The following is a 21,832-nucleotide window of genomic DNA, read 5'->3' as shown; positions in this document are numbered from 1 at the left end:
AGCACCGGTCCCCACGAGGGGAGGGACCGGTGCCGGACGGCGCGGTGTGTATGCAGGCAAAGCAGTGTGTATGCAGGCAAAGAGGCCGTCCTCTCACGACGAGAGGGCGGCCTCTTCGGTGTGAGCGGACGGGGGCGGAGGCGACCCCGCCGTCGTCACGGCCGGGTCCCTCAGGCGCCGGCGTCCTGGCCCTGGGTCCAATCCTGGTCCTGGTCCTGGTCCTGGTCCTGGTCCTGGGCTCGCGTCTCCACCGGGCGGCTGGGGCCCACACCGGCGGTGATCGTGAGGAGGTCCGTCGTGCCGGCCTCCAGGGCCTGGGCGAAGTCGGTTCGCTCGTCGGTAGCCCATTTCTCGGAGGCCAGGCGGACGACCATCAGGCCGACATCGGTGGTCGGCTGGGCGGTCTGCTGATCGAGGCTGTCGGTCGCGTCCCAGTTGGCAGCGGCCAGTTCGGCTCTGGTGATCCAGGTCGTGCCATGGTTGGGGGCGGTACCGGCGATGACTCCGGTCAACAGCTCGGCGCGCAGGAGCGTGCGGCGCCGGACTGACGTGAGGTGGGCTGGTCACAGATGCGTCCTTCGCGAGGGATCTGGAATCGGAAAAGGGGCGAGCAACGGCCGCCGGCGCGGCCTGCCGCTCGCCCTCGGGCGGACGCGAGTCAGGCGTCCAGGCGGCGCTTGGCGAGCCAGGTGACCATCTCGGGGTCGTGGTGGTCGAAGAACAGCGAGGCACCGGTGTCGAGGGTGGCGATCTGTGCCATCTGCTCGTCGGTGAGCTGGAAGTCGAAGACGTCGATGTTCTCGGCCATGCGCTCGGCGCGCACCGACTTGGGGATGGCGATGACGCCGCGCTGGGTCAGCCAGCGCAGCACCACCTGGGCCACCGACTTGTCGTATTCCTTGCCGATCTCGGCCAGGAGCGGGTTGGTGAACAGGTCGTTCTTGCCTTCGGCGAAGCCGCCCCAGGACTGGATCTGCACGCCGTGCTCGCGCATCAGGTCCTGGTAATCGGCGCGCTGGAAGAAGGGGTGGGTCTCGATCTGGTTGACGGCCGGTGTGATCTCGTTGTTGGCGATCAGGTCGATCAGCCGGTCGGGGTAGAAGTTGGCGACACCGATCGCCTTGGTGCGGCCCTCACGGTTGAGGGCTTCCATCGCCCGCCACTGGCCGTAGACGTCGCCGAAGGGCTGGTGCATCAGGTACAGGTCGAGGTAATCCTGGCCGAGTTCGGCCAGTGACGTCTCGAAGGCGCGCTTGGTGTTGTCCTCGGCGGGGGCGTCCTGCACCCAGAGTTTGGTCGTGATGAACAGGTCTTCACGGGCGATGCCGCTGGACTTGATCGCGCGGCCCACGGCCTCTTCGTTGGCGTAGGCGGCGGCGGTGTCCAGAAGGCGGTAGCCGGCGACGAGGGCGTCGGAGACGGCGCGTTCGGTGTCCTCGGCGGGGATCTGGTAGACGCCGAAGCCGAGGAGCGGCATCTCGACACCATTGTTCAGGGTTACGTACTGCATGGGAGACGTCCTTCGCTGTGGGGCCGGGTGCGGGGCCAAGGGGTGATGAGGGCCTTGAGGACCTGCCGGTCGGCCATGGCCTGGTAGGCGTCAGGTGTCTGGTCGAGGGTGAAGGTCCGGTCGAAGACACGGCCGGGTGCGATGGTGCCGTCCAGGACGTCGGGCAGGAGCTGCTCGATGTAGGCCCGAGCGGGGCTCGCGCCGCCTGTCAGGGTGATGTTGCGCATGAACTCGGCCGGGCCGATCGGGCCCTGCTCGTACTGCGGGACCCCCAGGCGGCTGATGGTGCCGCCGTCCAGGACCGCGCCGAGCGCGGTGTCGAGGGCCTGGCGGGTGCCGACGGCCTCGATGACCTTGTCCGCACCGCCGGTCAGCTCGCGGATGCGGGCGATGCCTTCCTCGCCGCGTTGTGCGACCACATCGGTGGCGCCGAACGCGCGGCCCAGGCCGGTGCGCGCCTCATGGCGCCCGGCGAGGACGATCCGCTCGGCTCCGAGCCGCTTCGCGGCGATCACCGCGCACAGGCCGACCGCGCCGTCGCCGACCACCAGCACCGCATCGCCGCGGGAGACGCCCGCGGTGACGGCGCCGTGGTGGCCGGTGGTCATCACGTCCGACAGCGCCAGCAGCGAGGGCAGCAGCTCCGAATCGGCGGCCACGGGCAGTTTCACCAGGGTGCCGTCCGCCTGCGGGACGCGGACGGTTTCGCCCTGACCGCCGTCGACCCCGTCGAGGCCGTAGCGGCCGCCGTTGCGGCACGAGACGTGCAGGCCCTTGGCGCAGTGGTCGCAGGTGTTGTCGCTGTACGTGAACGGCGCGACGACCAGGTCACCGGCCCGCAGCCGGGTCACATCCATGCCGGTCTCCTCGACGACGCCGAGGAACTCGTGCCCCATGGGGCGACCGGTGTCCGTGGCGGGCATCGAGGCGTAGGGCCACAGGTCGCTGCCGCACACACAGGAGGCGACAACGCGGACCACAGCGTCAGTGGGCTGGATGATCTTCGGGTCGGGCCGGTCCTCGACGCGGACGTCTCCGGCCCCGTACATCACTGCTGCACGCATAAGAAGCGTTACTCCAAACGGGGGGTTCTGGCGGTGAGAGGATCAGCGTTCGAGCATTTGCGCCTGGGCCTCGGTGTGGTTGTCGCCGGGGCGGGAGGCAAGCTGGAGAGCCGCCGTGGGACACGAGGCCGAACTTGGTGGCCAGCACCACATGGTCCCGGCGCCCGTTCAGGGCCGCGCCCAGGAGCTCCTCGTTCGTGTAGGGGCCGTAGATCTCTGCGGTGTCGACGAGCGTCGCGCCCAGCTCCAGCGCCCGGTGCACGGTCCTGATCGACTCCGCGTCGTCGGTGCCGGAGCCGGTGTAGCGGTGGGACATCCCCATCGCACCCAGCCCGATCCGGGACACCTCCAAGTCACGCGGTCAGTGTGATGTAGCGCATCTCGCCCTCTCCGCATCGTCGTACCGGCGTCTTCTCCTTCACCTTCGCCCAGAACGCGCCGGTGTGGCAGGGCGGGCTCTTCAGGGGTAACAGCAGGGCCCCTCTCCGCTTCGCGCAGCGGCTGGCCGGCGGGTGAAACTGGGTTCATGGCATCCCAGAGCGTGAACAGCGAGGGCGCCGAGCTGGGCCGCTATCTGCGCGCCCGCCGCACCCAGACCAACCCCGAATCCGTGGGCCTCACCGTCGGTGCCGGCATCCGCCGCACCCCCGGTCTGCGCCGCGAGGAGTTGGCCACCCTCGCCGGGATCAGCATCGACTACTACGTACGGCTGGAACGCGGCAAGGAGACCCGCCCCAGCCCTGCCGTCCTCGATGCTCTCGCCCGCGCCCTGCAGATGGACGACCAGGAACACCAGCATCTGCGCGAGCTCGCCGCCCGAGCCGCCCGCTACGCCCCCGAACCGCCGCCCGCCCCGAGCCGCACGGTGCGCCCCCACCTCAAGCTGCTGCTCGAATCGCTCCGGCCGAACCCGGCCTACGTCATCAGCCGCAGCATGGACCTGCTCGCCTGGAATCCCGGCGGCCTCGCCCTGTACGCGGGCCTGGACGACTGGCCGGTCAAGCACCGCAACCTCGCCCGGTACCTCTTCCTGCACCCCGCAGCCCGCACCCTCTTCACCGACTGGGACCGGCAGATCACCGCCTGCGTCGCCCGGCTGCGGGCCACCGCCGGCACCGCCCCCGACGCCCCCGACCTCACTCAGCTCGTCGGCGAACTCCTCCTCAAGAGCCCCGAATTCGCGGGCCTTTGGGAGCGTTACGAAGTGACCGGACGCAAGCCCGCCCACAAGACGTTCCAACACCCGCAGGTCGGCACGCTCACCCTCACGTCCCAGTCCCTGCAGGTGGAGGGCACGCCCGGTCAGCGCATCGGCGTCTACACCGCCGAGCCCGGCAGCTCCGGCCACGACGCCCTGCTCCTCCTCGACATGACCGCACCCCGATCAGCGCATGCTCCCGCGTCGACCGACCCGAGACCCGCCGGGCAGCAGCCGTCAGGCGGCAAGCCCGCGATCGGGAATTGAAGAGTCCAGGGGTCACGCGTTGAGGTCGAACTCAGTCGCCGCAGCTCAGCGCTCCGCACGTGCTCCCCGCCCAGCGCCTGTTCGGCGAACCCGACTACCCCCTGCGCGTCGCCACCACCGACCTGACTGCCTTCCAGCAGCTTTACGACGCGCAGCTGGCCCGACTCCCGGGCGCCCAGCGCCTGACCTCCACCCTGGTCATGAAGAACGACACCAGGTCAGGCGGTGGCCGGGCGCGGGCTGCCGTGGAAGACCTGGCTGGTGTGCCAGGAGCGGTTGGCTGCCGATATGGGCGGCAGCCCGGGTTGAGGGCCTATGAGCGGACGGCCCGCGAGTGCGGTGACATGCTCGCGGGCAGCCTGACTGCGGCCGATGAATTGCTGCGAGACCAGGATGCGGTGGCCGTCGCCTATGCCGAGGACGCCCTTGTCCAAGAGTTTGTGGTGCAGCGAGCACAGGCACACCCCGTTGTCGACGTCGTCCGGGCCGTCGAACGCCCACCAGCGCACGTGCGCGGCCTCCAGTCCGACGGGCGCCGAGCCGATCATGCCGTCATAGCCGCAGAAGGCGCACTGGTACTCGTACGCGGTCAGCACCATCTCCCGCATCCGGCGGCTCCGCTGCCGCCTCCCGGGCGTTGGCGGAACGTCGGTCTCCGCGAGTTCCAGTTCCAGGCCCACTGCGTCGCACAGATCCTGGTGTAGTGACGCTGGGAAGTGCAGATCCAGCAGCACCCTTGCCATGCGGCCCAGCAGCGACGGTTCCCTCTGGAGCGCCACCCGAAGGTCCGGGGCCAGCCGCCCAGTGGCCCGGCTGGCTCGTAGTTCCCGCACGCCGGTGCCCGGGCTGCCGGCACCGTGCTCGGTCCGCACTTCCCACACCCCGTCGCTGACCAGATGGTGGAAGGGATAGGCGGGCGTGGTCCCGCGCGGTGGGCCGTACTCCGCCAGCAGTTGCTTCAGATCCGACTCCACCGCGCTGTATGGCAACTCGTCCGCGGCATCGGCCTGAAAGCGGCCCAGCGCGTACAGCAGCAGCAACGGCTTGTGCGGCGCCCGCACCCCGTCCCGGCTCCACTGCCTCAGCTTCGCGGCCCGCTCCAGCCAATCCATGACGGTGATCGTAGTGATGCCTGGTCGCACCTCATGCTGTCCGGGCGGCTCGTCCTGTACCTGCGACGGGCGCACCGGCTTCGCCCATGCGTCTGCCGGCCCGCCATTCCAGCGCCTGTGGTTCCTCGGTGAACTCGATCAGATGCTGTCCGGCGAACCGTTGCAGCGCATCGCGCACCTCCGCCGGGGTGGCATAGAAGAACTCCTTCCGGCTGTTGACCTGGTTGACCCGCTGCGAGGCGAACTGGCGGTGGAGTTCCGTCTCCAGGCCGACCGCGTCCTTGCTGAAGATCAGCGCGTGCACATCGAAACGGAAGGGGACGGCTGCGCCACTCAACTCGTAGACACGCTCCAGAGGTTCGAGTCGGCGCGTCATTCCGATCTTCACCATACGATCGCCGAAGGCGCCAATGTTCGAGATGACGTACACATAGCCGGCGCGGACGTTCGCCGTACGGGACTCGACGTCCTGCTCGCTTCTGTGATGGAGGGGCCAGTCGTGTCCGTTGGCCGGAGTCTGTTGACCGCTGCCTGCACTGACCTGGTTCAGGCCGGTCCGGGTGATGGCCGTGCTCCAGATAGAAGCGTCCGGCGTCAGTGATCTCCGCCTGCCACTTCCCACTTTGCTTGGGCATGGTGATCAGGCGCCGCTCCTTGAGCGCGCGGGCGGTGAGAGCGAACTCGGGGCTGTCCGACGTGACGGGGTCGGCTCCGTCCCCGATGCGGGTGAGGAGCGCGAGCTGCCGGTCATTTAACGGAGACCAAAGGTGCATGGCGATCGTCGTACCGTCTGCGGGCTCCTTGGCACAAGCCGTGGGGATGGCTCTCCCGGGGCACATGCGGTGCACGGCATGCTCGAAGGCGGAACGCCACTCGCTGGGAGCCGCCGGGGACCTCCCAAATGGCTCCCAAAATGGGCCCGCAACGCAAATCAGGGCCGGTGCTGATCTCTCAGCACCGGCCCTGACCTGCTGTTTCAGCTGTCGGGGTGGCGGGATTTGAACCCACGACCTCTTCGTCCCGAAGCAACTCGGGATGCTCGCTGTCCTTGGGGCGATGCGCTCGCCATCTGCGCTCATGGTCCGCTGGCGTCCACGGTTGTTCGCGGCTGTGCGTCGGCGTTGTCACGCAGTTAGACACTCAGCCGGGAGGCGGTAATCCGCCACGGCCATCGGTCTCGGCTATGTGTCTCTGTCCCTGCCAGCGATCCTAGAGGTGTCGCTTGGCGCCCATCACCAGTTGCTGGATCGCATCCCGAGTCTCGGCTCTGCGAATATCGAGCTCGGCCCGGGTGTCGACCTTGTATAGCGCAGTGACCTCCGTGAGGACGTCCGCCGCGACACTGGACAATACGGCGTCGTCCGTGAGCATCTGCACTCGAAACAGAGCTTCTTGGGCCCGGGAGCGGAGATCGTAGGTGCGAGCGCGCACCTGATCTGCATCTTCGGGGGGAGGCTGCTCATGTACGCAGATCCATAGATGTACAAGGGTCCGGCGGTAGTTGACTAGCGCGCCAGCATAGGTGGAGTACGCCTCCAGCATTTCCTGCCGGACGCGCTCGCCACGTGCGAACTGGTGGCCCTTGTCCGTGGTCCGTTGCTGAACAACCAGGGTGATCCCGGAGCCCAGCAATGTGCCAAGGACGGCTATGGCGCTAGCGATGATGGCTTCCACCCTGCAAGGTGATCACGTGTGTCGTGGCTCGGTGTGAAGTTGACCCAAGAGGGGCGTACCAACACTCTTCCAGGGCGGGTCGGCGGTAGGCAGGGGCAGGCCCTGTGCTCCTGGGCCCGTCTGGCCGGTGCAGTGCAGATTCGGCTTCCGCTCTAATCGACCGGGCTGCAACATCGGGTTGCCAGCCGCTCAGCCCCCGCTAACGATCGATGGGGATCTCGTAGACGATCTCGCAGTGAGCGGCGGGCACGATGATGTCCGCAGTCTCCACGGGCCGTCCCTCGTCGCTGTAGTACGTCCGTCGGATGTGAGTGACGAGTGCGGCCTTCTGGATGCCGAGGAGTGATGCCTCCTCGGTGGTCGCCTGCCGTGGCTCCGGCTGTTCCACCGCGTGGCTGACAGTGATGCCGATCTCGGCCATGCGGTTCACGACGCCCGCCCCGGCGTGCGGCCCGCCCTCGGGGAGGACGACGAGCGTGCCGGCAGTGAGGTCGTATGGTTCCCAGCTCGTCGACAGCTGCACCGGCCTGGCGTCGGCCAGGAACTCGTACACGGTGCGGACGCACAGCTCACCTTCGGCGATACCGAGCCGCGCCGCGATGTCCGTCGGTGCGGGGACCTTGGCCTCGGTCCTGCTCTCCCAGTCCCCCTGCTTGCCCACGGCCCTCATATCCGCGCGGAACGGGGAACCGCCGCGCTGCTCGCGCGCCGTGGAGCGGACCACTCGAACGCGCTGGCGCGGCTCGGCGACGTATGTGCCAGAACCGGCACGACCCTCCAGAACCCCTTGGGAGATCAGTAGCTCCTGAGCCCGCCGGACCACGTTCTCGCCTACGCCGCACTCCTGGGCGATCTGGGCGCGTGAGGGCAGCCGGTCACCCGGCGTCCACTCGTGGTCCGCGATCCGTTGCCGAAGGGTGTCGGCGATGCGGAGATAGGGCGGCTGCTCAGGCATATGGAAAATCTAGTCCACTAGCTCTAACCTAGTTAACTAGATTCACGTACTGTGATCGCCTGGCGACGGAGACACCTGTGCCCGCTTCCGAACTGAGCGCCGAGAACATCGCCGCCCGGTTGTCCGCCGCCGGACTCACCCCGCGCGTGGAACAGCACGCGCGACACACGTCGATCGAAGTGGAGGTGCCGGACGACTTCCCGGCCGGCTCGTGGAGGGAGGTCCTGGAAGTGGTGGCGGATGCCGGTCGATTCGGCCTTCTCGCCAGCAATGTGAACGGCCGCACCTTATGGGCCGCCGTACGCAGAACGGTCCCCGCGACGGGCGATGTCCGGGGACCTGGCCATCAGCGATAGGAGCTGATCAGCGTGTTCAACCGTATCCGCCGTGCCCTCTCACGCACCAGTGAGCGGTGCCTCTCGAAGAGTCTGCACAGCCACCCCTTAACGCCCACCCGAACGAGAGTCGTGCACCTTAGCGCCTTCAATCCGCCCTCGCTGCCGACAGGGCGGCCCCAAGCCCACACCGAGGTTCTCGCCGGGGAGGAGACGGAGCTTGTCCGCCCCTATGTGCTGGCCAGTGAGAAACGGAGGCGGCGACACCAGGCAGCTGTACTGCCCGCCTCCCTTCCCCGCACCCGGCTTATCGCGGCGGAGGCCCCCTGATGCCGACTCGTCACCAGCCACGTGTGTCGATGAAGCCGGCCCCCTACAAGTCGAGTTCGTGCTCGATCGGTACTCACCGTGAATGCGCGCACTCCTCTCCGGCCCTGGCACCGGTCGGAGTCCCCGTGATCTACGAAGCGTGCGACTGCTCCTGCCACCCGACCGTCGTCCCGACCACCCCGAGGGAGGTGGCCACGTGAGGAGACGGTCGCCCAGCGGGAGTATCGCCGCCAACGTCGAGATCACCTCGGCCAGCGTCCAGCGCGGCGACGTCATTCAGATCGGCGGCCAACCATGCCGCGTGGCCGACATCTTCCAACTGCCGCGATCCGCAAAGCAGCTTCGCTTCGAGTCCGGCGAACTGTTCACCATGCACTCGCGGACCCGGCTCGTCGCCCTGCGGATGTCGGGAAGGTGGTGACGGTGTCCGTGGCTTCCCGCCGTCAGGTCATCGCCGACGATCTCCGGAAGCAGATCTCGACCGGCCGCATCAAAGCTGGCGAACGGCTCCCCTCGGAGGCAAAGCTCGCCACTCGCTACACGGTCAGCACGCCAACGTTGCGGAGTGCCCTCGCGGTCCTCCAAGGAGAAGGGCTTGTGGAGAAGATCCACGGCAAGGGGAACTTTGTCCGGTACCCCCTGCACAGAATCACGTACGTCGGGGGCGGTCGCACCTCAGATATGGCAACAGCGACCCCGGCGCCCCTCCGCATCACCGTCCGCGCCACCCAGCTTCAAGCGCGAGGAAATCTGGCCAGTCTCCTGCGCGTGCCGGCAAGCAGTCCGCTGACGGAATTCCTCTGCCTCTGCCACGACGGGAACTCACCGCACAGCCTGGCCCACATCTACGTTCCTCGCGACCTGGCGCCCGTTGAGGGGTACGACGAGTCCCTCTGGCGCGAGGCGGTCCATTCCCGGCTTGCTCAACTCCGCCCGCCTTTGGCCGAGGTCCAAGAACAGGTCACCGCGCGCTTCCCGACACCATCGGAAGCAGCGACTCTCCGAATCAGCTCGGCCCTTCCAGTTCTCGCGATAACTCGCCTGGCGGCCGACACCACGGGACGCGTCGTCGAGGCGGCGCTCCTGGTGCTTCCCGGCGACCGCGCAGACGCCCTGTTCACCAGCCTCACGACGACCGAAGAGAGGGGAACGGAAAGATGATCACCCATAACGAGCTGCGACTCCTCCCATGGTCGGGCCCCGAGGGCAAGCCGTGTTACCTGAGTGCCGACGACGGCGACAGCTACCTGTCCCGCCTGGCTGACAGCACCGAAGCGGTACAACTTGGCCTGGCAGATGAACTTCTGGAGCACGCGCCGGAAGTTCTCGGGGATGGGTCAGCGGAACTGGAAGAACTGAGGCTGCTGGCGGCGTCCCTCGCAGGAGCCCTGCGCGACGTCCTCCGGGTGGCAATCAGCCGCGGTCATCGCTTGTCGGTGCCGGGGCTCGGCACTGGTGAGGAAGACAACAAAGGGCCACATCTGCCGGCGGCGGCGTTCGGGTAGAAGCAACCGATCCGTTGATCCCAGAAGGGCCAGTGGCTCCCAACCATGATCGGTTGGGAGTCACTGCGTTGCTGGGCGTGGACGGCTTTGAACCGCCGACATCTGCTTTGTAAGTTCGCCCGGACCACAACCAACGAGGGCACACGCCAGCTCGCGGACACCACGAAGGGCCGCACAGGACTGCTGTCATCCACCGTCGTTGATGTCAGATTTAGATGTCGGCTGTCGCCGATCCGCGAATGGCCGCCGGTAGTCCGAGGCGTCCCTGACCAGGGTCCCTGCCGAAGGCCTGGTCATCCCGCACCGCCGAGAAAGCGGCCAGGTTGAGCTATCGGCCTGGAAGAGGGGCTGCAACGTCTCCCACCGTAAATAAGCGCCATAGCCGAACGCACCTTCGACCGCATGAAGACCTGGAAGATTTTCCGCGACTGCCGCCTGAAGGGTGGCGCGTCCACCATGCCTTGCTCGGCATCGCCCGCCTCCACAACCTCGCCCTCACCGGATCTGTACCGACAGCCGATGAGCAGCATGCCTGAGATCACTAGCGGGACAACCCTCAACCCGATTGCCTGTCAGTCGGTCACGCGGACCGGTATCATGCCGCGCATGAAAAAATGTGCCAGGTGCGGCGAGCCTTTCGATGAAGCAAAGGCGCGAAAGATTTTCGACCCCGAATACGGGAAGAATATCTATGACGGGAAATATCGAGCAGAGGTCTGTCACGATTGCGTGATGCTCGACATAAATTCTGATGACCCCGAAGAGATTTGGTTCGAGTGCGACGACTGCGTAGGGAGTGCTGAAGTATTCGTCCCAAACGGCCCAGACGAGAACGTGGGAAGCATGCAGAAGTGCCCTGGATGCGACGGGTTCGGCACGTACGAGGGCACGCCGAATGACTTGCCGTCCAAATCCAAGCGGGTCTTCAATTTCTGACCGCTCGGCAAGCTGTCAGGGGCCCCGAGAGGGCCTCCTCAGCACGGTTGAACCAGCAGCGGCCATCCCTGCTGTCCACGGTGCTTCAGGAAAATCACGCGACCCAGTCTGCGAGTCCTTCATGATGTCGGGCATGCACCCTCGCGACGAAGAGATATGGCGGGCGATCGATCAGGGCCGTCGGGCGATCGACTGGGGGGCGTGGTTCGGTGCCCCGGAGGGCGCCGACTACCTCACCCCCGCAGGCCACGCCGTGACCAACCGCGCGGTGGCAGGCCTCACCACGTTCTTCGATAACCGCTGGCTGCCGAAGGCCGTCACCCCTCCCCTGCGTCGGGCAAGGCCAGCGACACGTTCGTCGGTCTGGGCGGCGCCCGCAGGCACTCTCAGCGGGCAACGACCCTTCACGTGGTCACGGATCGATGGTTGCAGCCACTATCCGGGTGGGCATGTTCGTGTCTTACGATCTCGCTGGAACGTCGGCCAGTCGCATCTTGATCGCCTAGTCTGCTCAACGGGACATGTTTGGAGCAGTGTTGGGGGATCACTGTGTGCGATGAGACTGAAGCGGTAGTGGCACCACGCGCCTCAGCGCTGATGGACTCTCTCCGGGCATTCGGTTACGACATGGCTACTGCGCTTGCCGATCTCGTCGACAACAGCTTGGCTGCGTCAGCCCGTGAAGTGCGTGTGGAATTCAACACCGATAAGGGTGCGAGCTGGGTCGCAGTCGTCGACGATGGCGACGGCATGACGGAAATAAGGCTTCATGAAGCAGTCCGCTTCGGGGGAAGCGGACCGACGGCGGAACGGCAGACAGGTGATCTGGGGCGTTTCGGGCTTGGGCTGAAGACGGCATCCCTGTCGCAGTGCCGCGTGCTCACGGTGCTATCCCGCACGTCCGACGGTCTCGCGTGTCGAACCTGGGATATAGACCTGGTCCGTGCCACTGACGACTGGCGCGTCCGTGTCGTCGCTGACAGCGAAGCCACCGACATCGCGCAGAGGATCGGCTTCGTTGGGACTGGCACGATGGTGCTGTGGAGGCGGCTCGATCACGCTGGCGAAGGACCGGTACTGGCCCGGAAGCTAGGACAAAGCCGCAATCGACTGCGGATGTGGTTCCACCGCTACATCGCCCGTGGGAGGCTCCGCCTCGTGGTGGGTGGGCATGAGTTGACCGCATGGGACCCATTCTGCCGCCAGCACATGGCGACGCAGGATTTGGGAACTGAGCGGCTGGAGGCCGGAGGGCTGGTCCAGGTCATTCCGTACGTCTTGCCCCACCCGTCCCGACTGAGTGAGGCCGAGATCAAAGACGGTGCGGGGCCGCGCGGCTGGAACGCCCAACAAGGCTTCTATGTCTACCGTGGGGACAGGATGGTTTCGGCAGGCGGCTGGCTCGGTATGCCCGACATGGTCATAGCGCCGCAGACCCGCCTGGCGAGGATTGAGGTCTCCATGGACCCCGCGTCCGACCACGTTTGGCAAGTGGATGTACGCAAGTCCCGGGTGCACCCCCCTGCCGGCATCGAGGAGGATCTCGCCAGACTCGCTGCCTCAGCCCGCTCGGCGTCGGTCGCTGTGTTCCGCCGGAGGGTCACAACCGCTGCAGGACGGCAGGGACGTGATCGTGAGCTCACCTTCGGGTGGATACAGGAGCGGAGAAATGGCACTTCCCGGTATCTGGTCAACCGTCAGCATCCTGTTGTCCAAGCCGCTCTGGTCGCAAGTGGGACAGCACCGATCGAGGCCGTCCTCCGGTTGGTGGAGCGGACCCTGCCGGTCGGCGTGATCGCCATCGAGGCTGAGAACGACCCGGGGCGCATGCCTCAAGCAGCGTTGGAGGGAGTCGAGGAAGCCGAAGCCAGGGCCGACCTGGTGGCCATGCTTGCGGCTCTGCCTGACGATGCGCACGCTCGGGCTGTTGCCGTTCGCGCCTTGGGGTCTGTCGAGCCATTTAACCGATTCCCCGACTTGGTCGCAGAGATCGTCGGCCAGATGAGCCCGGGAGTATGACGATGAGTATGGATCCCCTGACACTCGCTCTGCGCACGGCTGAGGCAATGCTGCTGGAGACGGAGAAGTCGAACCGTACGCCGGAGATGCTCAGGAGCATCGCGGAGACGGTTCGGATCATGCTGGCCGCGACGGGAAAGGACGTGTCCGCCAATCAGATCGCCCGTGAGCTGGAGGCCCGGTTCGAAGTATGGGTGCCCCCTGCGGTCTATGTTGAGGACCCGTACGATCACCAGCAATGGCTGACCGATCGCCAAGAGAAGATCGAGTGGGCTTACTGGGATCGGTACAGGACGTGGCTGACGCACCGTTCGGGATGGAAGCCTCCCACAGTGGAGGCACTCAACGACTCCACAAATACGGTGCTCTCCTTGCTGGAAAGTCCTGAGCGACCGGGCGAATGGTCTGTGAAGGGCCTGACCTACGGGCAAGTACAGTCGGGCAAGACGGCGAACTACACCGGTCTCATCTGCAAGGCTGTCGACGCTGGCTACCAGGTCGTAGTCGTTCTCACCGGTGCTCACGAGAGCCTCCGTCACCAGACACAGGCCCGCTTGGACCTGGAGTTCCTCGGCTTCAACAGCCGCTTCACGCGCCAACAGACCAACGACTCCACCTATATCGGGGTCGGGAACCTGAACTTGAAGAACCCGCCGTTGTGTCTGTCGATCACGACCCGGGACAAAGACTTCAGTGCGAGCGTCTTTGAGAGCACCCCGGTGGATCCACGTCGTGTGCGCCTGCTGGCCGTCGTCAAGAAGAACGCCCGTATCCTGGAGAATCTGCGGGACTGGCTGGGGAACTTCACTGCCACGCAGGACGATGGTCGTCAGCTCATCAGGGACTTGCCGCTGCTGCTGATCGACGACGAGGCCGACTACGCCTCGGTGGACACCCGCAAGCCGCGCAGGGGAAAGAGCGCCAGCGACTCGGAGCACGATCCGACACGGATCAACCAATGCATCCGTGACCTGCTGAACCTCTTTGAAAAGCGCGCTTACGTCGGCTACACAGCCACGCCCTTCGCAAACATCTTCATAAATGACCAGACCAATCACCCCGACTTCAAGGACGACCTCTTTCCCCGCAATTTCATGGTGGCTCTACGCCCGCCGACCAACTACTGCGGCCCCGAGGTGGTCTTCGGGCTAGACGATGCGTCCGCGGACGTTATTCGTGATCCTCTTCCGGTCATCCGGGCGGTGGCCGACGAGAAGCTATGGATACCTGACAACCACGGCAAGGAGCATCAGCTCCACCGGTTGCTGCCCGATTCGCTGCGGCACGCCCTGGATTCGTTCGTGCTGGCTACAGCGGTGCGTAAGGCCCGAACCAAGTACCTCGGCAGCCGGCCAGGCCACAACACGATGCTCGTGCACGTCACCCGGTTCAAGGCGGTTCAGGTCGCGGTGGCCCAGCAGCTGACGGCTCATTTGACCGGGATGGAGAACCTCTGGGGGGACCGGGGGTCCGCGGGATCCGCTCTACAGTTGCGCCTGCGGGAACTGTGGGAGAGCGATTTCGTTCCCACGTACACGGAGCTCGCGGAGCGCAGCGATCTTCCCGGCCTAGTGGGCGAAGCGGTGGCCTGGAAGCAGGTCGAATCGGTGATCGCGGGGGTCCTCTCTGAGTGCGCCGCTGGCGTGAAGACCATCAACGGCGATGCCGCCGATGTCTTGGAGTATGAGGCGAGCACACCAGCGACCGTGGTTGCGGTCGGCGGCGACAAGCTCTCGCGCGGCCTGACGCTGGAGGGGCTGACAGTCTCCTACTACCTCAGGACCTCCAAGACCTACGACACGCTCATGCAGATGGGGCGCTGGTTTGGCTACCGGCCCGGCTATTTGGACGTTACCCGGCTCTACACCACCAAAGACCTGGTGGACTCTTATGTTCACGTAACCCGGGCCAACCGAGAACTGATGGACCTTGTGTCCTACCTGGCTGAGACCGGCCGCAAGCCGAAGGACGTGGGCCTGCGTGTCCACGACGGCTATGAGCACCTGCAGGTCACCGCAGCGGCCAAGATGCGCAACTCCACCACAGTGTCACTGTGCTCCTCCGGGCAAAGGCCGGAGACCCTCTATATGCGCACAAACGAGCAGGCCATGCGGGACAACTATGCGCGCCTGGAGCGGCTTGTGACCGCAGTGGAGGGCTGCGATGGGGTATCTCAGCCGCTACGGCACGGGGCGCAGGGCTTTTTCCGTCAGGGCGTGCCGGCATCGACCGTGCTGCGCTTCCTCGACGGGTTTGCCGCTTCGCCCCGCACCCTGCAAGCCAATCCACAGACTCTCGTCGACTACATCTCCCGGCAGAACACCCTTGGTGAGCTAACCCGGTGGACCGTTGCGGTGACGACGGGCAATGCGCCGCGCAGCTTCACGCTCGACGGCAGAGAACTGCGGATGGTGAAGCGCAAGCTAGCTGGCCTACAGGAGACCATCCGGGCTGGCACCGACTACCAGGTGGGTGTGCTGGTGAGCCCGGTTCATGAAGCCATCGGCCTGCCCGCGGATGCCTACCGACAGCCGACGAGCGTTGCGGGGGGCGCGGGGGTGGCCAGTAGGACGCCCTCACGGGCTAGCGGCCATGCTATTCGCAGTCGTCGGGATCCGGGCGAGGGCCTTCTGCTCGTCTATCCAGTGGACCCAGGAGACCAAGTAGACGGCGTCCTGCCTGAGGGACTCCCGCTGATCGGCTACGCACTGTCCTTGCCCGTCTCCACCACTGCACGCCCGAAGCGCTACCGAGTTAACGACATCTATCTGCGTGAGCTACAGAGGATGCTTTCCGGAGCAGGCGAGGACCCTGAGGAGGGCGAGGAGTGACCCGGATTACTCCTCAGGAGGTGGCCGAGTCCTTCGCGGCTATCGAGCGAGTGCGTGCCGCCTCCCACGGCAGTTCGCGGCGCCGCCTGTTGCCCGATCACCCTCTCGACGTCTTCCTCGAAGTGCGGTTCCCCGGGCGCGAACGAGCCTTGGTGATCGCAAGCGGCGAGCAGCTCGGGAACCGGCAGCTCGTCATGGCCAACGGGCTGACCTGCTTCTTTCGGGAGGGTCACGTGGAAGTCGTGGCCCAGCCGACCACGGACACTCACATCTTCTGCACCTTGCTGGCCGACCTCGTAGATCACCTAGAGCGCACGTCGGTCGCCCCTGCTGCGGCAGTGGTGCGCAGGATCGCCTCCTGGCAGCGGGTGCTGGGCAGGGGGCTGGGCGGGGTACTTAAGCCCGAGGCCCGGATCGGTCTCTTCGGTGAGTTGTTGGTGCTGCGGGACCTTGTGCTCCCCGCCTGTGGCCGGGACGCCGTATCGAGATGGCAGGGGCCGGCGAGCGGCGTGCGGGACTTCGCATGGGGGGCGTGGGGCCTGGAGGTCAAGACGGCTTCCGGCGACCGCCGCAACCCCCTGCGGTGCCGCATCCATGGAGAAGAGCAGCTGAACGACGGTTCGCTCGACTACCTGGCGCTCGTCCATCAGCAACTGCAAAGCGATCAGGCAGGGTCGAGTCTGTGCGATCTCGTCGACGAGCTGCGGGGCCACCCTGGCATTGCTGGACAGCGAGCGGTATTGGAGAACTGTCTTGTCGAGGCCGGGTGGTTCGACGTGCACCGCAGTCACTATGAGGGCGAACGCTGGCAGTTGGGCACCCGCCGCTGTTTCCGGGTCACCGAGGAGTTCCCGCGGCTGGTTCCTCACCTGCTGCCCAAGGGCATATCCAGCGTGTCGTACGATTTGGACCTAGGTGCCTGCGGGCAGGCCTTGGTCGGGGAGGCCGAGGTCTTGGCCGTGCTTGGCGCTGGTGTGCACCACCCTGGGGAGGGGAACGGTTGAGCGAGAACGAGCTCACGGAGTTCGCAGAGTATCTATACGAGGACGCGCGAGCGCGCACCGACTCCCCTGTGGGTACCAGGTTCAACGGTGCATTCGTCGACGTCTTCCGCGAGTATCTCGTGGAGGACGGCGTCTTGGAGGACGTCGAGTCGTGCTACTGCCGTAAGCAGGTCGGCCGGAGCACTGCCGAGGTGTACGGATATGCACTGAGCGACGGCGGATCGGTCTTGGACATCGTCACCGCGGAGCATGGCTGGAAAGCCCAGACCATCCACAAGGCCGATGTCCAGCGTGCCCTGCGCCGGGCCCAGATCTTTGTCGAGAAGTGCCGTAAAGGTCTCCATCTGGAGATGGACGAGACCGAACAAGCCTACGCGATGGCCCAGAGCATTTACGAGGCTTGGCCGGGCATCAACCGGGTGCGTATCTTCCTGTTTACCGACGCCCGGCTCACCGTGGAGTCGATGCCCCCCGGAGAGACCGAGGGGCTGCGGTGTACCTACGAGCTGTGGGATATCGCCCGTCTGCACCGACTGGCCTCGTCGGGGCGACGTGAAGAAGAGACGGTAATCGAGCTCGACCAGCCTCTCCCATGTCTGAGTGCGCCGGGTGACGCGGACTTCGACTGTTTGCTGACCGTTCTGCCAGGCCAGCTCCTAGCTGAGCTCTATAAGGAGCACGGTGGCCGCCTGCTCCAGCGCAACGTCCGCGCGTATCTGCAGGCTCGTGGCAAGGTGAACAAGGGCATTAGCGAGACGGTGCGTCAGGAGCCCGGACGGTTCCTCGCGTACAACAACGGAGTTTCGGCAACCGTCACCACGGCGGACACGACGGTAACGCCGGACGGCGCAGTCGTACTTACCCGGCTGGTCGATCTACAGATCGTCAATGGCGGACAGACCACAGCTTCCCTGCACCACATGATGCAGAAGGGCGTCGATCTCTCTAAGGTCAGGGTGCCCGCGAAAATCACCGTCATCCGGGAGGAGATGCTGGACGAGCTCGTCCCGAATATCTCGCGCTTCGCCAACTCTCAGAATGCGATCAAGGAAGCCGACCTCCAAGCTAACAGCCCCTACCACCGCAGGCTGCAGGCACTGTCTCGGTCGATATGGGCACCAGCCCCGGAGGGCAGCACACGTCAGACTCGCTGGTATTACGAGCGTGTCCGCGGGCAGTACCAGGTGGACCTGAGCGACTTGGAGAAACAGGCCGAGAAGGCAAGGTTTACGCGTGAGCATCCGTTGGCCAAGAAGTTCGGCAAGACGGATGTGGCCAAGTATGAGCTCACCTACCTTGGGCGCCCGCACGACGTGTGTCTGGGCGCGGAGAAGTGCTTCCACGCTTGGACGACGGACGTCGTCAACTTCTTCGACGGCTCTCCTGATGCTGGCCATTTCAAGCAAGTGGTAGCCAAGCGCATTCTCTTTGAGCACACGCGCAGGACGATCCAGAAGATGAGACTGGGCGGCTACTTGGGACCGACCACGGCCTACGCAGTGGCACTCTTGGTCGACAGGTACGGCACCCAGGTCGATCTGGACAATATCTGGCGGACCCAGGCCCTCCCGCGATGGATCGACGACCTTGTGCCCGAGCTGGCAGTCGACGTCGTGCGGCCACTCCTGGTGGCTGCCCCCGGCTCGGGAAACGTCACCGAGTGGTGCAAGAAGCCTAAATGCTGGGAGACAGTCCGCGCGGTGGACTGGGCTTCCCGCACCTGACGTGCCGCCGGCAGAAGAGCCGAGCAGAGCATCATCCCCGCCCTTGGACGGACGATAGAAAATCCAAGGTCAGAAACCTGGGAGATTCCGCCTGGCCAGGTGGATGTATGGTCTCTTGGTGCTCGTTGTTGTTATCAAACGGAGGTTGGACAGTGGGGGGTCACTACGGTGTACCTCTCGTGCGGAGCGACTATCTCAAGCTCGATCCGCACGAGAACAGCTGTACGCCGGAGACCTTCACGACTTGGCTTGCGGAGCACGGCGACCACCGGCCTCTGGCCGTTGACCTCTTCTCCGGCGCGGGCGGCCTCAGCCTCGGCATCAAGCAGGCCGGCTGGCAGGTGGCGGCGGCCGTCGATGCTGACGAGCGCGCCCTTGAGACCCACGCTGCCAACTTGCCTGGCCTGAGCCTCCACTTGGACCTGGGCAATCCCGAGCACCGGGAGCGGCTGGTCAAGTTGCTCCAACCGGCTGGTATCGACCTCGTCGCTGGGGGTCCTCCGTGCCAGCCGTTCAGCCGAGCCGGTCGCAGCAAGATCCGTAGCCTCGTGCAAAAGCACGGCAGGGACCCTTACGACCGCCGCAAGGAACTATGGGTCGCCTACCTCGACATAGTTCTCGCGCTCAGGCCACGGGCTGTCCTGATGGAGAACGTCCCTGATATGGGACTCGGAGACGACTTCTTCGTGACGCGCACGATTGAGGAGAGGTTGCAACAGGAGGGCTACGTAACCCAGGTTCGCCTCGTTAACGCCTGGACATACGGAGTGCCCCAACACCGCAAGCGTCTTATTCTCCTAGCTCGCAACGATATCGACCGGATCTCTTGGCCTGAGCCGGTGAGTAAGCGGACTTCGCTCCGCGACGCCATCGGAGACCTGCCACTTATCGGAGAGGGAGAAACGGGCGGCCGTGCTCTCACGTACAACGAGCCGGGCAGCCTAGCCACCTTCGCGCAGCAGATGCGCGAGCAGGCGCCTCAGGGGATCGTGCATGACCACATGACCCGGCACGTCCGGCCAGACGACCGGGAAATCTTTGAGGGCATGACCTCCCGCACCCTTTACCGGGACATTCCTGAACGCCTCCAGCGCTACGACACAAAACACTTCAAGGACAAGTACAAGAGGCTTGGCTGGGACGACCTCAGCCGGACCATCACTGCCCACATCGCCAAGGACGGGTACTGGTACATCCACCCGGAGCAGCACCGGACTCTCTCAGTTAGAGAGGCCGCCCGTATCCAAACCTTCCCTGACTGGTTCCGCTTTGCCGGCGTGCGCAGTGACGCCTTCCGGCAGATCGGAAATGCGGTTCCGCCCATGCTCGGACAGGCAGCAGCAGAGGCCCTGCTTCCTGCACCGGGGGTGGCCGCGTCGAAAGCTCCGTTGAGGGCTCATTGGCTGGACCTACGCGACGACCTGACAGTCTGGACCGAAAAGCAGCGTGCCACCGATGCTTGGTTCCATTTCCCAGGAGATGAGATGGGGCCCGTCCAAGCTGCGGTCGCAGCTGCCCTGTCCTCCTCGAAACTGATCAGCTCTGCACAGGTCACCATGATGAATCTCGTTAAGGGTGAGCAGACCCTGAGGAGGAAGATCTTTGCGGACCTCATCAAACTCGCTCCCACGGACAGGCTTGTTGCTTCCTTCGAGCGGCTGCGGCCACTCGTTGGCAAGTCAGTCGTTTGGGCGGAGCCGCTTGAGATTCCGAATAGAGTTGGATTCAAGGCGGCCGAAGCCTCTTTGTACCGACTTCTTTTGGAAGAGGATGTCCTCCTCGTTGGACAGGGCCAGCTTCGCGTAGCTGCGCGTGTCAATGGCAGCAATACCGACCGGTCCAACCGGCTTAGCGATGGCCGAGTGGACCTGGCGAGGTTGATAGGAGCGGGTGAGAACGCACCATTGCGAATGGCTGGCATACGCCGGATCGGCATGACTGCCTGTCGCGAGAGTGCGCCCTACTGCACTGACTGTCCGCTCCGACCGCACTGCGTCCAACGAGCCAACACGCTCTAGCGACCGGGCGCCTGCACCCTTACGCGCAGTTCGAAGCTGCGAGACAAGAAGTCTCCTCGGCCCACCACTCACCCCAGCTCCCATCCCGTCCGCCTTCGACCCACACACCGTGGAGCAGGCGTGGTTCAGGGCGTCAAGGTGGAGCGCGCCACTGTACGAACGACCTTGACGCCCTGGGCCGCGACTGCTCGGCTCTGCCTGGGTCGAAGGTGGTCGGGATGGGAGCCCCCACGACGCTCACCACGCTCCGGCCGGCACTCGCGAACGGCGCCATCACCATCCCGGAGTCTGAGCGCCCCCGCCGGAGGCATCCCCTTGAAGCCGCGGGCTTGGTTCTCGTCTCATGCCCTCCGGGCCTATCCACTGCGGGCGCGCGTCGGCGGCGGCAGCGCCGAGCGGGCCGAAGGCAGGAGCGCGGGCGCAGCCAGAGCCGGGAAGCGCGCCCGGCGGAGCGGAGCGCAGCCGGGTGCCTTGATGAAGTAGGGAAAGTTCTATCGCGTGCTCTGGTCGTGCTCGGCTCGGTACTCGTCGAAGAGGCCGAAGAACATGTCGATGGGCTGCTGATCGGTCGCCTGGGACTCGCGTTCGATCTCAACCGCCCAGCCCAACGGGCTTGGCCGTCCTAGCTGTTGCCACAGCCACTCGGCGAATGGCCCCTGACCGTTGGGACTCCAGAAGGGCCAGTCTTCGGCCACGCTGTGAGCGGACAGGGCGACCCGGTAGCCCATCAGGATCGATTCGAGGTGGAGCAGCGAACTGCCGCGCACCCACATCCCAGGGCGCAGGCGAACCTCTTCGAGGAAGTCGTAGACGTCGTCCAGCTCGGTTGGGTGCTTCGGTGTGCGGCGTGGCTCGTTCGGCGTCTGCATGGTCTCCGCCTACTGGTGGAGGAGCCGTCGGCCGTCGTGGCTCCGCACATGTGGCCCCGCCCCGTCCAAGGCATCCAGGAGCCGGACCGCGTACACCTCGCCCATCCGCTCGGAGACTTCGTCGGGCGTGAGCCAGTCAACCGCGGTCGATTCGCTGGATGTTCGCTCGGTGCCGCCTGCCGGCTTGCATCGGAAGACCAGCGCCACGATGCCTCGCGTTGTGTTCTTGTAGACCCCGGTGAGCTCGTCCACCTCTACGTGTATGCCCGTCTCTTCCCAGACTTCCCGCTGGACGCCTGCCTCGGGAGTCTCATTGAGTTCGAGCACGCCGCCCGGGAGCTCCCAGGCGCCATTGTCGGCGCGGCGGATCGCCAGGAGTCGTCCGTCCTCGCGTACCACCACTCCGGCCACGGACACGGAGTGGAGCGGCGTTGACGTGCCTTCCTGGGCGCTGTTACTCATGTACAGGAGCATAGGAGGA

At 65.5% G+C, this 21,832-nt stretch carries 20 protein-coding genes, 1 tRNA gene and 3 pseudogenes; 13 read left to right on the top strand and 11 right to left on the bottom strand.

The features are described 5' to 3' along the window. Nucleotides 1-170: 170 nt before the first annotated feature. The 4 genes and pseudogenes from OG452_RS15655 to OG452_RS15640 all read right to left on the bottom strand — a co-directional run. Nucleotides 171-512: a hypothetical protein gene (locus OG452_RS15655; RefSeq protein ID WP_327296208.1), complete on the bottom strand. Its 342-nt coding sequence runs from the start codon at nucleotides 510-512 to the stop codon at nucleotides 171-173. A gap of 146 nt (nucleotides 513-658) precedes the next feature. After that, nucleotides 659-1,510, bottom strand: a complete 852-nt coding sequence (locus OG452_RS15650) for an aldo/keto reductase (RefSeq protein WP_327296207.1) — start codon at nucleotides 1,508-1,510, stop codon at nucleotides 659-661. Then, on the bottom strand, nucleotides 1,498-2,574 hold the full coding sequence (locus OG452_RS15645) for a zinc-binding dehydrogenase (RefSeq protein WP_327296206.1): 1,077 nt from the start codon (nucleotides 2,572-2,574) through the stop codon (nucleotides 1,498-1,500). The genes OG452_RS15650 and OG452_RS15645 overlap by 13 nt, the downstream gene beginning before the upstream one ends. Nucleotides 2,575-2,674: 100 nt before the next feature. Continuing rightward, nucleotides 2,675-2,896 (bottom strand): annotated as a pseudogene (locus tag OG452_RS15640) (aldo/keto reductase); the annotation flags it as partial. Nucleotides 2,897-3,100: 204 nt separating this feature from the next. Between OG452_RS15640 and OG452_RS15635 the strand changes: the two are divergent. Continuing rightward, complete coding sequence (locus OG452_RS15635; RefSeq protein WP_327296205.1) at nucleotides 3,101-4,039, top strand: helix-turn-helix transcriptional regulator; 939 nt, start codon at nucleotides 3,101-3,103, stop codon at nucleotides 4,037-4,039. A gap of 53 nt (nucleotides 4,040-4,092) precedes the next feature. Then, nucleotides 4,093-4,248, top strand: a pseudogene (locus OG452_RS15630) (Lrp/AsnC ligand binding domain-containing protein); the annotation flags it as partial. Between the two features lie 9 nt (nucleotides 4,249-4,257). On the opposite strand, the gene OG452_RS15625 reads toward OG452_RS15630, so the two are convergent. The 5 genes from OG452_RS15625 to OG452_RS15605 form a co-directional block, all read right to left on the bottom strand. Beyond that, nucleotides 4,258-5,151, bottom strand: a complete 894-nt coding sequence (locus tag OG452_RS15625; RefSeq protein WP_327296204.1) for a phosphorothioated DNA-binding restriction endonuclease — start codon at nucleotides 5,149-5,151, stop codon at nucleotides 4,258-4,260. Nucleotides 5,152-5,182: 31 nt separating this feature from the next. Further along, nucleotides 5,183-5,581 (bottom strand): GIY-YIG nuclease family protein, encoded by a 399-nt coding sequence (locus tag OG452_RS15620; protein WP_327299648.1) that lies wholly within the window; start codon nucleotides 5,579-5,581, stop codon nucleotides 5,183-5,185. A 560-nt stretch (nucleotides 5,582-6,141) separates the two neighbouring features. Beyond that, nucleotides 6,142-6,227, bottom strand: a tRNA-OTHER gene (locus tag OG452_RS15615). Nucleotides 6,228-6,360: 133 nt separating this feature from the next. Beyond that, nucleotides 6,361-6,825 carry a hypothetical protein gene (locus tag OG452_RS15610; protein WP_327296203.1) on the bottom strand — a complete coding sequence of 155 codons (465 nt, stop codon included), beginning with the start codon at nucleotides 6,823-6,825 and terminating at the stop codon, nucleotides 6,361-6,363. Between the two features lie 199 nt (nucleotides 6,826-7,024). Then, nucleotides 7,025-7,780 (bottom strand): GntR family transcriptional regulator, encoded by a 756-nt coding sequence (locus tag OG452_RS15605; RefSeq protein WP_327296202.1) that lies wholly within the window; start codon nucleotides 7,778-7,780, stop codon nucleotides 7,025-7,027. A 77-nt stretch (nucleotides 7,781-7,857) separates the two neighbouring features. Between OG452_RS15605 and OG452_RS15600 the strand changes: the two genes are divergently transcribed. The 11 genes and pseudogenes from OG452_RS15600 (at nucleotide 7,858) to OG452_RS15550 (ending at nucleotide 20,482) form a co-directional block, all read left to right on the top strand. Continuing rightward, nucleotides 7,858-8,136 (top strand): hypothetical protein, encoded by a 279-nt coding sequence (locus tag OG452_RS15600; RefSeq protein WP_327296201.1) that lies wholly within the window; start codon nucleotides 7,858-7,860, stop codon nucleotides 8,134-8,136. Nucleotides 8,137-8,641: 505 nt separating this feature from the next. Beyond that, on the top strand, nucleotides 8,642-8,866 hold the full coding sequence (locus OG452_RS15595; protein ID WP_327296200.1) for a hypothetical protein: 225 nt from the start codon (nucleotides 8,642-8,644) through the stop codon (nucleotides 8,864-8,866). Continuing rightward, nucleotides 8,863-9,606: a GntR family transcriptional regulator gene (locus tag OG452_RS15590; protein WP_442810022.1), complete on the top strand. Its 744-nt coding sequence runs from the start codon at nucleotides 8,863-8,865 to the stop codon at nucleotides 9,604-9,606. The genes OG452_RS15595 and OG452_RS15590 overlap by 4 nt, the downstream gene beginning before the upstream one ends. After that, on the top strand, nucleotides 9,603-9,950 hold the full coding sequence (locus tag OG452_RS15585; RefSeq protein ID WP_327296199.1) for a hypothetical protein: 348 nt from the start codon (nucleotides 9,603-9,605) through the stop codon (nucleotides 9,948-9,950). The genes OG452_RS15590 and OG452_RS15585 overlap by 4 nt, the downstream gene beginning before the upstream one ends. Nucleotides 9,951-10,227: 277 nt before the next feature. Beyond that, nucleotides 10,228-10,486, top strand: a pseudogene (locus OG452_RS15580) (hypothetical protein); the annotation flags it as partial. Next, a complete protein-coding gene (locus OG452_RS15575) occupies nucleotides 10,479-10,886 on the top strand; it encodes a hypothetical protein (RefSeq protein WP_327296198.1) in 408 nt (135 codons plus the stop codon). The pseudogene OG452_RS15580 and the gene OG452_RS15575, both read left to right, overlap by 8 nt. Nucleotides 10,887-11,513: 627 nt before the next feature. Next, complete coding sequence (locus OG452_RS15570) at nucleotides 11,514-12,905, top strand: ATP-binding protein (protein WP_327296197.1); 1,392 nt, start codon at nucleotides 11,514-11,516, stop codon at nucleotides 12,903-12,905. Between the two features lie 8 nt (nucleotides 12,906-12,913). Next, nucleotides 12,914-15,736, top strand: a complete 2,823-nt coding sequence (locus OG452_RS15565) for a Z1 domain-containing protein (protein ID WP_327296196.1) — start codon at nucleotides 12,914-12,916, stop codon at nucleotides 15,734-15,736. After that, the gene (locus tag OG452_RS15560) at nucleotides 15,733-16,740 is read left to right on the top strand and encodes a PD-(D/E)XK motif protein (RefSeq protein WP_327296195.1); all 1,008 of its coding nucleotides are present in this window, start codon (nucleotides 15,733-15,735) and stop codon (nucleotides 16,738-16,740) included. Before OG452_RS15565 ends, OG452_RS15560 begins: the two co-directional genes overlap by 4 nt. Next, nucleotides 16,737-18,464, top strand: a complete 1,728-nt coding sequence (locus OG452_RS15555) for an AIPR family protein (RefSeq protein ID WP_327296194.1) — start codon at nucleotides 16,737-16,739, stop codon at nucleotides 18,462-18,464. The genes OG452_RS15560 and OG452_RS15555 overlap by 4 nt, the downstream gene beginning before the upstream one ends. 179 nt (nucleotides 18,465-18,643) lie before the next feature. Beyond that, the gene (locus OG452_RS15550; protein WP_327296193.1) at nucleotides 18,644-20,482 is read left to right on the top strand and encodes a DNA cytosine methyltransferase; all 1,839 of its coding nucleotides are present in this window, start codon (nucleotides 18,644-18,646) and stop codon (nucleotides 20,480-20,482) included. A 491-nt stretch (nucleotides 20,483-20,973) separates the two neighbouring features. Here the strand turns inward: OG452_RS15550 and OG452_RS15545 are convergent, their stop codons facing one another. Further along, nucleotides 20,974-21,351, bottom strand: a complete 378-nt coding sequence (locus tag OG452_RS15545; protein WP_327296192.1) for a hypothetical protein — start codon at nucleotides 21,349-21,351, stop codon at nucleotides 20,974-20,976. Between the two features lie 9 nt (nucleotides 21,352-21,360). Beyond that, nucleotides 21,361-21,825, bottom strand: coding sequence for an NUDIX hydrolase (locus OG452_RS15540; RefSeq protein ID WP_327296191.1), 465 nt, complete (start codon nucleotides 21,823-21,825; stop codon nucleotides 21,361-21,363). Between the last annotated feature and the right edge of the window lie 7 nt (nucleotides 21,826-21,832).

The organism is Streptomyces sp. NBC_01197 (assembly GCF_036010505.1).
Lineage (GTDB): Bacteria > Actinomycetota > Actinomycetes > Streptomycetales > Streptomycetaceae > Streptomyces.
The sequence above is the reverse complement of the archived record's forward strand: the minus strand, read 5'-3'. Positions and strand labels throughout refer to the sequence as shown.

Coding starts and splice junctions, on each gene's coding strand:
- OG452_RS15650 (WP_327296207.1), bottom strand. CDS start 1,510: ATGCAGTACGTAACCCTGAACAATGGTGTCGAGATGCCGCTCCTCGGC.
- OG452_RS15645 (WP_327296206.1), bottom strand. CDS start 2,574: ATGCGTGCAGCAGTGATGTACGGGGCCGGAGACGTCCGCGTCGAGGAC.
- OG452_RS15635 (WP_327296205.1), top strand. CDS start 3,101: ATGGCATCCCAGAGCGTGAACAGCGAGGGCGCCGAGCTGGGCCGCTAT.
- OG452_RS15625 (WP_327296204.1), bottom strand. CDS start 5,151: ATGGATTGGCTGGAGCGGGCCGCGAAGCTGAGGCAGTGGAGCCGGGAC.
- OG452_RS15605 (WP_327296202.1), bottom strand. CDS start 7,780: ATGCCTGAGCAGCCGCCCTATCTCCGCATCGCCGACACCCTTCGGCAA.
- OG452_RS15585 (WP_327296199.1), top strand. CDS start 9,603: ATGATCACCCATAACGAGCTGCGACTCCTCCCATGGTCGGGCCCCGAG.
- OG452_RS15575 (WP_327296198.1), top strand. CDS start 10,479: ATGCCTGAGATCACTAGCGGGACAACCCTCAACCCGATTGCCTGTCAG.
- OG452_RS15570 (WP_327296197.1), top strand. CDS start 11,514: ATGGCTACTGCGCTTGCCGATCTCGTCGACAACAGCTTGGCTGCGTCA.
- OG452_RS15565 (WP_327296196.1), top strand. CDS start 12,914: ATGGATCCCCTGACACTCGCTCTGCGCACGGCTGAGGCAATGCTGCTG.
- OG452_RS15545 (WP_327296192.1), bottom strand. CDS start 21,351: ATGCAGACGCCGAACGAGCCACGCCGCACACCGAAGCACCCAACCGAG.
- OG452_RS15540 (WP_327296191.1), bottom strand. CDS start 21,825: ATGCTCCTGTACATGAGTAACAGCGCCCAGGAAGGCACGTCAACGCCG.